The organism is Amycolatopsis sp. QT-25 (genome assembly GCF_029369745.1).
In the GTDB taxonomy this organism is placed as follows: Bacteria; Actinomycetota; Actinomycetes; order Mycobacteriales; family Pseudonocardiaceae; genus Amycolatopsis.
Genome location: NZ_CP120210.1, coordinates 5,591,746 through 5,603,638, shown reverse-complemented (window position 1 = coordinate 5,603,638; position 11,893 = coordinate 5,591,746). Strand labels below are relative to the sequence as shown.

Genomic DNA, 11,893 nt, shown 5'->3' with positions numbered 1-11,893 from the left:
CCCTCCTCCCGAAGGTGGAGGGTCCCGGTCGTACTCCGGTCCGACGCGGTAGGGCGGCAGGCCACGCCAAGCTTTCCGCATGAGAAAAGCGTTGGCGATACTGGCTTTCCTGCCACTGACCCTGGTCGTCCCGGTGACCGCCGAAGCGGCCCCGGTACTGAAATGGACGGCACCGTGCCCGGACTACGGCATGACGCCCTCACCGACCGCGGGCCTCGAATGCGCGAAACTCGAGGTGCCGCTGGACTACGCCGACCCCGGCGGGCGAAGATCGAACTCACCGTTTCCCGTAAGGCGAGCACCTCGCCGAAGCGCCGCGGCGTGCTGCTGATGAACCCGGGCGGCCCGGGGAGCCCCGGCCTGGCGATGCCCGCGCAACTCGCGCAGCGTCAAGGACAGTCCGGCCTGCTCGACAGTTACGACGTCCTCGGCTTCGACCCGCGCGGCACCGTCTACAGCACGCCGGTGACGTGCGACCTCACCGAGGAACGACGGTTCATCCTCGTCGGCCCGTATGCGGAGGGCCCGCGTGACGTCGCCGAGAAGGCGGCCAAGTCCCGTGTGGTGGCGAAGCAGTGTGCCGAGTCGAAGACGGCCGATCTCCTGCCGCAGATGACCACCGCCAATACCGCGCGCGACCTGGACCGGATCCGTGAGGCGCTGGGGAGCGGAAGATCTCGTACTACGGCGTCTCGTACGGGAGTCATCTCGGTGCCGCGTACGCCTCGATGTTCCCCGCGCGCACGGACCGGATCGTGCTGGACGGCCTTCCCGGTCCCGGCGGCCTGGACGTCCGGGCACACCAACGCTTCGCGGACGGTTTCGAGGACCGGATCGGTGACTTCACGGCTTGGGTGGCGGCGCGGGACGACGTCTACCACCTCGGGCGGACGCAGACGGAGGTGACGGCGAAGTTCTTCGAGCTGGCGGAAAAGCGCCCGGGAATTCGAAGCGACACCTGGGCCGCCCTGTACGACGACGCGAACTTCCCCGCGCTGGCCGAGACGTGGACCGCCCCGGCTGTATCCGCACAAGGCGGTCCGCTCGACGGAGACAACCACGCCGCACTCCAGCTCCAGGTGCTCTGTAACGACTCGGACTGGCCGGAAAGCGTGCGCTACTACCAAAAGGCGGTCGAACGAGCGCGCGTGACGCAGCCGATGTTCGGCCCGGCCGCCGCGAACATCACGCCCTGCGCGTTCTGGCCGGTGGAGCGGCGTGAGCCGCCGGTGCGGATCCACGACCGCGGACCGTCGAACATCTTGCTGGTGCAGAACCTCCGCGACGCGGCGACGCCGCTCATCGGCGCGCGCGAAATGCGGTCGGCACTGGGGGCACGGGCGAAGTTCGTCACCGTGGACGCCGGCGGGCACGGCGTCTTCACCAAGGAGAACGCCTGTGGCAACGACGTCGTCGTTCGCTACCTGCGGGACGGTCTTCTCCCGGCCACCGACGCGCACTGCCGCTAGACCGAACAGCCCATACGTCATCCCGGATGCGGCCGAACGGCCGCTTGTACGTTCGGTAGCGGGACAAATACTTTCAGAAAGTCGTGCAACTCATACGGCATTTCACCGGTGGCGAAAGGTGGTACGCCATGCAGAGGACGGCTTTCCGGACGGGGATCCTGGCGGCGCTCACGGGGCTCGCGGTGACGGCGCTGACCGCGGTCGCGAGTCCCGCTCACGCCGGGCCGGTCCATCATCGGGCAGCGGCCGACCCACAGGCGGTGGCCGCCTACTGGACGCCCGAGCGGATGCGGTCGGCGGTGCCGATCGAACGGTTGGTCCAGGCCCCGCCGCTTTCGCCCAAGGAGGTCGCGAAGGGGGAGGGCACGATCATCCGGAGCATCCCCAACGGCGGTGGCGCGTGGACGGGGGCCGGCAAGGTCGTGCAGACCGCCGGCCGGGTGTTCTTCACCATGGGCGGGCGGAACGCGTCGTGCTCCGGTGACGCGGTCACCAGCACGAACGGCAGTGTCGTGATCACCGCCGGGCACTGCGTGAAATACCAGGGCGCCTGGCACACCAACTGGACGTTCGCGCCCGGTTACGACAACGGCAACACGCCCTACGGCACCTGGGCCGCGAAGAGCACGCTGACCACTCCGCAGTGGGAAGCGAGCGAGGACATGAACTACGACATCGGCGCGGCCGTGGTCGATCCGCTCAACGGGCAGAGGCTGACCGACGTCGTCGGCGCGCAGGGGATCGCCTTCAACCAGGCGCGCAACCAGTCGATGTACACGTTCGGTTATCCGGCGGCGACACCGTACGACGGCACGAAACTGATCTATTGCAGCGGGAGCACGTTCACCGACTTCCTGCTCACCAAGGACCACGGGATGAACTGCGACATGACCGGTGGTTCGAGCGGCGGCCCGTGGTTCCTGGACTTCAGCGAGGCGACCGGTGCCGGCATTCAGGCCTCGGTGAACAGCTTCGGCTACACCTTCCTGCCCGGCTACATGTTCGGCCCGTACTTCGGTACGGACGCGCAGAACCTCTACAACAAGGCGCAAGCCGCCTGAACAACCCGCTCGCCCGTCCACCTTTTGGGACTTTCGTCCCGGTGGGCGGGCGGCTTCCGGCGCGGCATATCCTGGTCCGGTGAACTGGACAGTGGACGTTCCCGTCGACACGCTCCCCGAACTGCCTCCTCTGCCTCCCGAGCTGCGTGATCGGCTCGACGACGCGCTTTCCCGGCCCGCCGCGCAGCAGCCCGAATGGCCGGACGCCGAGCTGACGAAGCGCGTCCGCGGCGTGCTGGAGAGCGTGCCGCCGATCACCGTCCCCGCCGAGATCGACCGGCTCGCCGACCGGCTCGCCATGGTCGCCCGCGGCGAAGCGTTCCTGCTGCAGGGCGGTGACTGCGCGGAGACGTTCGAGTCGAACACCGAGCCGCACATCCGCGCCAACCTGCGCACCCTGCTGCAGATGGCCGTCGTCCTCACCTACGGGGCGAGCCTGCCGGTGGTGAAGGTCGGCCGGATCGCGGGCCAGTACGCGAAGCCGCGTTCGGCGTCCACCGACGCGCTCGGCCTGCCGGTGTACCGCGGCGACATCATCAACTCGCTCGTCGCCAAGCCCGAACTCCGCGTGCCCGACCCCGGCCGGATGATCCGCGCCTACGCCAACGCGGGCGCCGCGATGAACCTCGTCCGCGCGCTCACCGGTGCCGGCATGGCGGACCTGCACCAGGTGCACGACTGGAACAAGGACTTCGTGAAGTCCTCGCCCGCCAGCGAGCGCTACGAGGCGCTGGCCGCGGAGATCGACCGCGGCCTGCGGTTCATGTCGGCCTGCGGCGTGACCGACGCCTCGCTCCAGTCCACGGAGATCTTCGCCAGCCACGAGGCGCTCCTGCTCGACTACGAGCGCTCCATGCTGCGGATGGACCGCGCGGACGCGGCGAACCCCAAGCTGTACAACCTGTCCTCGCACTTCCTGTGGGTGGGTGAGCGGACCAGGCAGCTCGACGGCGCGCACATCGCCTTCGCCGAACTGCTGGCCAACCCGATCGGCCTCAAGATCGGCCCGACGACCACGCCCGAACAGGCCGTGGAGTACGTCCGCCGCCTCGACCCGCGCAACGAGCCCGGCCGGCTGACGCTGATCGCCCGGATGGGCAACGGCAAGGTCCGCGAGGTGCTGCCCGCGATCGTCGAGAAGGTGGAGGCGTCCGGGCACAAGGTCATCTGGCAGTGCGACCCGATGCACGGCAACACGCACGAGTCTTCGACGGGCTACAAGACCCGGCACTTCGACCGGATCGTGGACGAGGTGCAGGGCTTCTTCGAGGTGCACCGCAAGCTCGGCACCTACCCGGGCGGCATCCACGTCGAGCTCACCGGCGAGGACGTCACCGAATGCCTCGGCGGCGCTCAGGAGATCTCGGATCTGGATCTCGCGGGCCGGTACGAAACCGCGTGCGACCCGCGCCTGAACACGCAGCAGTCGCTGGAGCTGGCGTTCCTGGTCGCGGAGATGCTGCGCGGCTGATCGGTCCCGCGACTGACATGAAAGGCCCCTTCCTGGCGAAATTTGCCATGAAGGGGCCTTTCATCGCACGCGCTAGGCGGTGTCCAGCAGGCGCGCGGCCGACTTGAGGACCCCGTCCCGCAGCGAACCCACGTCCGAGACCGCCGCCCCGTTCGCCTGAAGTCCGATGTGGACGGAATCCCGGTAGGTCGCCACCGCGATCCCGAGCGCCTGCCGCGGTGCCAGCGGCACGAACGGGTACACGCCGTCGAGGTTCGTGCCGTCGAGGGTGAGCCGGTGGGGCGGCACCGGCACCGTGGTGATCACGAGGTCGAACAGCAGCGGCGCGGCCAGCCCGGCGGCCTTGCCGCCGAGCCGGTGCAGCATCGGCGGCATCCGGCCGGCGAGCAGCGGGAACGCGCCGGCGCCGCGAGCCGGGCCCGCGGCCTTGTGCCGGCCCATCTCGCGCTGGACGGCCAGCAGGCGCGCGGCCGGATCGTCGAGGCCGACCGGCAGGTCGCAGAGATAACCGGACAGTTTGTTCCCGCCGAGCTGCCCGGTGGACCGCCCGCGCACGCTGACCGGGACGAGCGCCCGCAACGTCCGGCCGTCGGCGCGCTGGCCGCGGTTGATCATCCATTCGCGCAGCGCGCCGCTGAGGATCGCCAGTACGACGTCGTTGGCCGTCCCGCCGTGGGACCGGCGGATCCGCCGGATCTCGGTGGTGTCCAGCCGGACGAGGCCGAGCCGTCGTTCGGTCGACGGCGGCGCGCTGATCGGCGACAGCGACGAACGGGTCGCGCGGACGACCGAAGAGGCGATCCCGGCCTGGGTCAGCGTCGAGCCGACGGCTTCCTTGACAGCGTCCACAGGGGAGCGAGGCGCGGGTGTCCGGGAACCGCCGTGGGGCCGCCTCGTCGCGTGAGGGAGCCCGTCGAGCAGGCCCGCGGCGACGGCGTACGCGCCCTCCCCATCGGTGAGCGCGTGGTGCAGTTTCAGCAGCAAGGCGAACTCACCGTCCGGCAGGCCGGTGACCAGATGCAAGTCCCACAAGGGTTTTCCGGTGTCGAGCGGCCGTCCCATCCAGTGCGACGCATAGGCGGAGAGCGGGTCCGGTTCGTACAGGGAGCTCAGGTGGTGATGTGAGATATGTTCACTGGCAACGAAATCCGGGTCCTCGGCCCAGCTGGCGGCGCCGGGCGGGAACAGCGCGGTGCGCGGGCGCTGACGCAGCTTCGGAAGCCGCGCCGCCCGTTCGGCGAGCAGCGTGGTCAGCTTACGCGCGTGCACCTGCCCGTGCGGGCGGAAGATGGCCACCGCGCCCATGTGCATGGGTGTCGTTTCGCTTTCCAGGCAAAGGAAAGCGACATCGAGTGCGCTCAGCTGCAAGCCTGGCATCAGTGACCCTTCTCGGTGTTCCGGCTATGGGCACAACTGCATCAGCCTGACATGACGGGCGGGTGGTCGTCATGTTTCCTCAGCGCCAACTGCCGCCGGTTTCACTCGAACGATGAGATCGCGGTCGGCCCTGGACCACGGCGCCGCGACAGCCGGTGGAGGGTGCGCCCCGGGGTAACTCGTTGGCGGGTCATCCGGGGAAACCGGCAGACTGCACCACCATGACCGACGAACCGAAGCGCCCCGAACCACCGCTCACCGGCGACGAGCGCACCCAGCTGAACGGCTTTCTCGACTTCCTCCGTGCCACGGTCGTGTGGAAATGCTCAGGTCTCACCGACGAGCAGGCCCGGCGGCCGCTCGTGCCCAGCGAACTGACCACCGTCGCCGGTCTGCTCGGGCACCTGACCCTCGTCGAGCAGTACTGGTTCACCGTGGTGCTCAACGGACAGGAAGACGTCTGGAAGGAGGCGTTGGAAATCGATCCGGACGCCGAATTCCGGGTCGCCATGCAGACCCCGATCGAGCAGCTGATCGCCGCCTACGAGGCCGAGTGCGAGCGCAGCCGCGCGATCGTCGCCGGGATGGGGCTGGACGACGAGGTCCCCTTCCGTGGCGATCGCCGGGTCAACGTCCGGTTCGTGGTCGCGCACATGGTCGAGGAGACCGGCAGGCACGCCGGCCATCTCGACCTCTTGCGCGAGCTGACGGACGGTCTCACCGGGGAGTGACCCGGCGCGAGGGGTGCCGGGGTCGGCCCTGAAGCGGCGCAACTGCTCGTCGCCGATCGTCTCGAACCCGAAGCCGGCCAACCACAGCGCGACACCGAGCCACGCCGTCAGCCCGGACGAGTCGCCGTGCATCGCGAACTGGACCGGTCGCTCGACGAAGGGGTCCGGCGGTGGCACCGGTTCACGCGAGCCAATCCTCACCCGATTCGGCTCCGAATGCTTCACGTGCACACCCAGGGTCAACGCATCGGAGTGATCGGCAGCGGCGTCGCCGGCTTCACGGCGGCCTATCCGCTCCGACGCCGCTACGAAGTGCTGCTGTCCGATGCCGACGACGGGCCGGTCGGGCACGCACACGCCCATGACGTCCCGAGCGCGCACAGCGGCACCGTTGCGACGGCTGGCGACCTCCAGTACGCCGGGGCGAAGGGCATGAAGGGGCTGTTCGCTCAGCCGCGCAACGTCACTCGAGGGCGTTGTCTGCGGATGCTCGCCGACGTCGAGCGTTTCCATCGGCACGGGGTCACACTGTGGGTGAAGAAGGCGCCGATCACCCCCAGAAAACCACAGACACCGCACACGGCCGGAGGCACGCTAGATGGATGAATCGGCAAGCCCGCGCCGGATGGCGCCCGTCCCCCGCGACGACGAACCGGCCGGTCCGACGGCGGAGGACCTGCTCGTCCTGGTCGCGAAAGGTGACGAGCGGGCCTTCGACGCCTTGTACGACCAGCTCGCCGGCCCCGTCCTCGGCCTGGTGCGGCGAATCCTGCGTGACTCCGCGCAGTCGGAAGAGGTCACTCAAGAGGTCATGGTGGAGCTGTGGCGCACGGCCACGCGCTATTCCCCGGAGCGGGGGAGCGCGTTGAACTGGGCCATGACGCTCGCGCACCGCCGCGCCGTCGACCGGGTCCGCTCGGCACGCGCCAGCTCGGAACGCGAGGTCAAGGCGACCTTCGAGGCCGCCCGCGCCCGGCCCTTCGACGAGGTGGCGGAGGCCGTCGCGGCCCGCTGGGAACGCTCGCAGGTGCGCCGTTGTCTCACGAGCCTGACCGAACTGCAACGGGAATCCGTACTGCTCGCCTATTACCAGGGCTATACCTATCGCGAAGTCTCGGAAGTGCTCCGGACTCCGCACGGGACCATCAAGACCCGGCTCCGGGACGGTCTGATCAGGCTCCGGGACTGTTTGGGGGTGACGGCATGACCATGCCCGAAATGCACACGCTCACCGGGGCCTACGCCATCGACGCGTTGTCCGAAGTGGAGCGTACCCAGTTCCAGCGGCATCTCGGGGAGTGTGCTTCGTGCGCTCAAGAGGTCCTCGAACTGCAGATGACCGCGACCCGGCTCGGTGCCGCGCTGGCCGAAGACCCGCCGCCCGAACTCAAGCGCCGGGTGCTCGCGGAGGCGATGGCGACCAGGCAGCAGCCACCGAAGACGCGTTTCGAGACCGGGGAGCGCGTCAAGAACCGCCGCCGTGCTCCGCGCTGGGCGATCGGGGCGGCCGCGGCGGCGATCGTCGGGCTGGCGGGTACCGCCGTGTTCGGCGGTATCGCCTACGACAACCACACCCGGCTGACCGCCGCGCGCGAACAGGCGGCCCGGTACGCGCCCGTCACCGACGTGCTCTCGGCGGCCGATCTCCGGACCGGGCACGGCGAGACCACCGTCGGTGGCGGCGGGACCGTGATGATGTCGCGCTCGAAAGACAAACTCGTGTTCATGGCGGCCCGGCTGCCGGAGAACGAACCGGGCCGGACGTATCAGGCCTGGCTGATGTTCCCGGGCGCCGCGCCCAAGCCCGCCGGGCTCCTTTCCGGTGGTCAGGATGGTGCGCTGCTGGTCGCCGACGGACTCGGCGGGGCCCAAAAATTCGCGCTCAGCGTCGAACCTGCCGGTGGATCACCGACCGGAACACCGTCGAAGGACGTCGTCATGGTCATGTCCATGCCCACCTGACCTCCGCTCTTACCAGGCCGACGTTCGCCGCCGCGACCGGGTCTCGCTCTTGCGCCCGCGAACATGTTGTGGCAAAACACCTTTGCGACACACGGCGTGGCTACTGGATTCGAGCCTGCCTGGTGCATACCGTCCTGCTTCAACGTCGGCAGTTGACATAACTCTCGATCTGAACTTCAGCTCGAGGGTTCGGCCAGGCTCAGCGACCGGCGGGCAGCACGAGCACACACGATCAGGAAGGCGGCTCCGATGACGCCCCCGCACAACTACCTTGCGGTGATCAAGGTCGTCGGTATCGGCGGCGGCGGAGTGAACGCCGTGAACCGCATGATCGAGGTCGGCCTCAAGGGTGTCGAGTTCATCGCGGTGAACACCGACGCTCAGGCACTGCTCATGTCCGACGCCGACGTCAAGCTCGACATCGGCCGGGAACTGACCCGCGGCCTCGGTGCCGGCGCCGCCCCCGAGGTGGGGCAGAAGGCCGCCGAGGACCACCGCGAAGAGATCGAAGAGGTCATCAAGGGCGCCGACATGGTGTTCGTGACCGCGGGTGAAGGCGGTGGCACCGGCACCGGTGGCGCGCCGGTCGTCGCCCAGATCGCCCGCAAACTCGGCGCGCTGACCATCGGCGTCGTCACCCGGCCGTTCACCTTCGAGGGCAAGCGCCGCAGCAAGCAGGCCGAAGACGGCATCCAGCAGCTGCGCAACGAGTGCGACACGCTCATCGTCATCCCGAACGACCGGCTGCTCCAGCTGGGCGACATCGGCGTCTCGCTGATGGACGCCTTCCGCTCGGCGGACGAGGTGCTGCTTTCGGGTGTCCAGGGCATCACCGACCTGATCACCACGCCGGGTCTGATCAACCTGGACTTCGCCGACGTCAAGAGCGTCATGTCCGGTGCGGGTTCCGCGCTGATGGGCATCGGCTCGGCGCGTGGTGAAGGCCGGGCGATCCAGGCCGCGGAGAAGGCGATCAACTCGCCGCTGCTGGAAGCGTCGATGGACGGGGCGCACGGCGCGCTGCTGTCGATCGCGGGCGGGTCGGACCTCGGCCTGTTCGAGATCAACGAAGCCGCGTCGCTGGTGCAGGAATCCGCGCACCCCGACGCCAACATCATCTTCGGGACGATCATCGACGACTCGCTCGGCGACGAGGTCCGGGTCACCGTGATCGCGGCCGGTTTCGACGCCGGCACCCCGACCCACAAGAAGCTCGACCCGTCGACCTTCGGCTCCCGCTCCACCTCGTCGACCGCGTCCGCGCAGGCGGGGCAGGTCAACGGCGGCGGGGCGACTCCGGTACAGAGCCCGCCTTCGGGTGCCACGCCGGTGCCGTCGACCGGTTCGAACGGCTACCCGGTCGCGCCGCCGCGCACGCATACGCCGATGCCGTCCTCCCGCAACGAGGGCAACGGCTCGCTGAGCGGCGGACTTCCGCAGCCCGGCGGCGGCTCGCGCGGCTATTCGCCGATCGGGTCGAATTCGACCCACGGCAGCCTGCCCGGCCGCGCCACCCCGGTGCACGACGACCCTTCGGACGACGAGGTCGACGTTCCCCCGTTCATGCGGCGCTAGTTCGCCAGTACGTTCCGTGAAGGCCTCCTTGACCACGGTCGAGGGGGCCTTCACTCAGGTCCAGGAGGAAACGCGTGCGGGTACGGCGGATTGTCACGACAAGGGCGGGTGGGGCCTCCCGGCCTCCTTACGACACCTTCAACCTCGGTGATCATGTCGGTGACGACGCGGGCGACGTCTACGCCAACCGCAAACGTCTCGCCACCGAACTCGGTCTCACCGAGGACAGGCTGGCGTGGATGGAACAGGTCCACGGCCGCACCGCCACCGTCGTCGACGGTTCCGAGACCTCCGCCGCCGAAGCGACCGACGCACTCGTGACGGCCGAGCCCGGCCTCGCGCTCGTGGTACTCGTCGCCGATTGCGTGCCCCTCATGCTCGCCGACGTCGAAGCCGGTGTCGTCGCCGCCGTCCACGCGGGCCGCGTCGGTGCGAGGGTGGGCGTCGTCCCCGCGGCGATCGAGGCGATGCGGGGCCTCGGTGCCGAACCGGCCAGGATCGAAGGACTGCTCGGCCCCGCGATTTGCGGCGACTGCTACGAAGTCCCCGCCGACATGGCCGCCGATGTCGAAAAACACGTGCCGGGCAGTGCCTGCAAAACCCGCAAGGGCACCCCGGGGCTCGACCTGCGCGCCGGACTCTGGCGGCAGCTGGCCGACCTCGGTGTCGGCAAGATCGGCGTCGATCCGCGCTGCACCAACGAAGACAAGACGCTCTTCAGCTTCCGCCGCGACGGCACCACCGGCCGGATCGCGGGGATCACCTGGCTGGACGCGTCGTGAGTACCGCCGACGCACGGAAGACGGAACTCGCCGCGTCCCTTGCCGAAGTGGAAGAGCGGATCGGCGCCGCGTGCCAGGCCGCGGGCCGGGCGCGCGACGAAGTCAAGCTGCTCGCGGTCACCAAGACCTTCCCGGCGCTCGACGCCGCGCTGCTCGCCGACCTCGGCGCGCTCGACCTCGCCGAGAACCGCGACCAGGAGGCGGGCGAAAAAGCGGAAGAGGTCGCCGAACTGCGCCCGGACATCCGGATCCGCTGGCACATGGTCGGCAGTCTGCAACGAAACAAGGCTCGCTCGGTCGTGCGCTGGGCCGACGAGGTCCAGTCCGTCGACTCCGATCGCCTCGCCGACGCACTCGCGAAGGCGACGAGGTCGGCCCTGGATTCCGGGCAACGCGAGCACCCCTTGGACGTCCTCATTCAAGTGAGTCTCGATGACGATCCGAAACGTGGCGGCATTCGGTTGAACGAGTTGCCCCAGTTGGCGGAGCGAATAGCCCATGTGGGTGATCTTCGCCTCCAAGGGCTTATGGCGGTGGCTCCACTGGGTATTGACCCTGCGGAGGCGTTCGAGAAACTCGCTCAGGCGTCGGAGAGCCTTCGGCAAGAACACCCAAAAGCCCGTGAGATCTCCGCCGGAATGAGCAATGATCTCGAGCAGGCGATCGCGCACGGCTCAACCTGTGTGCGTGTCGGAACCGCGTTGCTCGGTGGGCGCGGTTTAGCCTCGCCTTAGGGAATACCGTCTCGTCGTTACGGGGAGTGGTGGCGAAGGCGGGGGAGTACGGTGCGGGACGCGGCTAAGGCTAGGGAGAGGCATGAGCGCGCTGCAGAAGCTGAAGGCCTACTTCGGGATGGTGCCCGCGGACGAAGACGGCTATGACGTCGAAGACGAGTACCGGCGTGGCTACGCCCCAAAGGAATATGCCGACGACGAATACGACTACGACGATGAGCCGCCGGCCCGGTCACGGGGTGGACGCTACCGGGACGTCGATGACACTTACGACGAGCCCGCACCGCGGCCTCGGTCACGCTCCGTGCCCAGCGCGGAGCCGGTGGTCCACGGGGCCTTGGCGATCGATCGCCAGCCGGAACCGGTCGCGCGGCTGCGACCGGTCACCGAGCCGGTCCGGGCCACGGTGCGTGACCCGTTGAGCCGGATCACGACACTGCACCCGACGAGCTACGCCGAGGCGCGGGCGATCGGGGAGCACTACCGGGAGGGCATCCCGGTGATCATGAACCTCACGGAGATGGAGAACGCGGACGCGAAGCGTCTCGTCGACTTCGCCGCGGGGCTCGCATTCGCGTTGCGCGGATCGATGGACAAGGTCACCAACAAGGTGTTCCTTCTCTCACCGCCCGACGTGGACGTCACCGCGGAGGACCGTCGGCGGATTGCCGAAGGCGGATTATTCCTGCGCGGCTGATCACCCGGTGACCGCTGAACGCAGCCGGATGTGA

The 11,893-nt window shown here is 68.8% G+C and carries 10 protein-coding genes and 3 pseudogenes; 11 read left to right on the top strand and 2 right to left on the bottom strand.

The features are described 5' to 3' along the window. Window positions 1-79: 79 nt before the first annotated feature. The 3 genes and pseudogenes from P3102_RS25915 (at window position 80) to P3102_RS25905 (ending at window position 4,001) form a co-directional block, all read left to right on the top strand. A pseudogene (locus P3102_RS25915) lies at window positions 80-1,469 on the top strand (alpha/beta hydrolase). Window positions 1,470-1,597: 128 nt separating this feature from the next. Then, a complete protein-coding gene (locus P3102_RS25910) occupies window positions 1,598-2,530 on the top strand; it encodes a peptidase (RefSeq protein ID WP_276362497.1) in 933 nt (310 codons plus the stop codon). Between the two features lie 79 nt (window positions 2,531-2,609). Then, window positions 2,610-4,001, top strand: coding sequence for a 3-deoxy-7-phosphoheptulonate synthase class II (locus P3102_RS25905; protein WP_276362495.1), 1,392 nt, complete (start codon window positions 2,610-2,612; stop codon window positions 3,999-4,001). 72 nt (window positions 4,002-4,073) lie between these two features. On the opposite strand, the gene P3102_RS25900 is transcribed toward P3102_RS25905, so the two are convergent. After that, window positions 4,074-5,378 carry a wax ester/triacylglycerol synthase family O-acyltransferase gene (locus tag P3102_RS25900; protein WP_276362494.1) on the bottom strand — a complete coding sequence of 435 codons (1,305 nt, stop codon included), beginning with the start codon at window positions 5,376-5,378 and terminating at the stop codon, window positions 4,074-4,076. Between the two features lie 221 nt (window positions 5,379-5,599). Here P3102_RS25900 and P3102_RS25895 point away from each other — a divergent pair, with 221 nt between their 5' ends. Next, complete coding sequence (locus P3102_RS25895; RefSeq protein ID WP_276362492.1) at window positions 5,600-6,109, top strand: DinB family protein; 510 nt, start codon at window positions 5,600-5,602, stop codon at window positions 6,107-6,109. A 15-nt stretch (window positions 6,110-6,124) separates the two neighbouring features. Here P3102_RS25895 and P3102_RS25890 read toward each other — a convergent pair. After that, window positions 6,125-6,268 (bottom strand): annotated as a pseudogene (locus P3102_RS25890) (DUF1295 domain-containing protein); the annotation flags it as partial. A gap of 57 nt (window positions 6,269-6,325) precedes the next feature. Between P3102_RS25890 and P3102_RS25885 the strand changes: the two are divergent. The 7 genes and pseudogenes from P3102_RS25885 to sepF all read left to right on the top strand — a co-directional run. Then, window positions 6,326-6,628: pseudogene (locus tag P3102_RS25885) on the top strand (NAD(P)-binding protein); the annotation flags it as partial. A 79-nt stretch (window positions 6,629-6,707) separates the two neighbouring features. Beyond that, a complete protein-coding gene (gene sigK, locus P3102_RS25880) occupies window positions 6,708-7,316 on the top strand; it encodes an ECF RNA polymerase sigma factor SigK (protein WP_276362491.1) in 609 nt (202 codons plus the stop codon). Beyond that, window positions 7,313-8,071: an anti-sigma factor gene (locus tag P3102_RS25875; RefSeq protein WP_276362489.1), complete on the top strand. Its 759-nt coding sequence runs from the start codon at window positions 7,313-7,315 to the stop codon at window positions 8,069-8,071. The genes sigK and P3102_RS25875 overlap by 4 nt, the downstream gene beginning before the upstream one ends. A 249-nt stretch (window positions 8,072-8,320) precedes the next feature. Then, the gene (ftsZ, locus tag P3102_RS25870; protein WP_276362488.1) at window positions 8,321-9,646 is read left to right on the top strand and encodes a cell division protein FtsZ; all 1,326 of its coding nucleotides are present in this window, start codon (window positions 8,321-8,323) and stop codon (window positions 9,644-9,646) included. 74 nt (window positions 9,647-9,720) lie between these two features. Further along, window positions 9,721-10,428 (top strand): peptidoglycan editing factor PgeF, encoded by a 708-nt coding sequence (gene pgeF, locus P3102_RS25865; RefSeq protein ID WP_276362486.1) that lies wholly within the window; start codon window positions 9,721-9,723, stop codon window positions 10,426-10,428. Then, a complete protein-coding gene (locus P3102_RS25860; protein WP_276362484.1) occupies window positions 10,425-11,162 on the top strand; it encodes a YggS family pyridoxal phosphate-dependent enzyme in 738 nt (245 codons plus the stop codon). Before pgeF ends, P3102_RS25860 begins: the two co-directional genes overlap by 4 nt. Window positions 11,163-11,244: 82 nt before the next feature. Then, window positions 11,245-11,859 carry a cell division protein SepF gene (gene sepF / locus P3102_RS25855; protein ID WP_276362483.1) on the top strand — a complete coding sequence of 205 codons (615 nt, stop codon included), beginning with the start codon at window positions 11,245-11,247 and terminating at the stop codon, window positions 11,857-11,859. The last annotated feature ends 34 nt before the right edge of the window (window positions 11,860-11,893 follow it).

Coding starts and splice junctions, on each gene's coding strand:
- P3102_RS25910 (WP_276362497.1), top strand. CDS start 1,598: ATGCAGAGGACGGCTTTCCGGACGGGGATCCTGGCGGCGCTCACGGGG.
- P3102_RS25900 (WP_276362494.1), bottom strand. CDS start 5,378: ATGCCAGGCTTGCAGCTGAGCGCACTCGATGTCGCTTTCCTTTGCCTG.
- P3102_RS25895 (WP_276362492.1), top strand. CDS start 5,600: ATGACCGACGAACCGAAGCGCCCCGAACCACCGCTCACCGGCGACGAG.
- sigK (WP_276362491.1), top strand. CDS start 6,708: ATGGATGAATCGGCAAGCCCGCGCCGGATGGCGCCCGTCCCCCGCGAC.
- P3102_RS25875 (WP_276362489.1), top strand. CDS start 7,313: ATGACCATGCCCGAAATGCACACGCTCACCGGGGCCTACGCCATCGAC.
- ftsZ (WP_276362488.1), top strand. CDS start 8,321: ATGACGCCCCCGCACAACTACCTTGCGGTGATCAAGGTCGTCGGTATC.
- sepF (WP_276362483.1), top strand. CDS start 11,245: ATGAGCGCGCTGCAGAAGCTGAAGGCCTACTTCGGGATGGTGCCCGCG.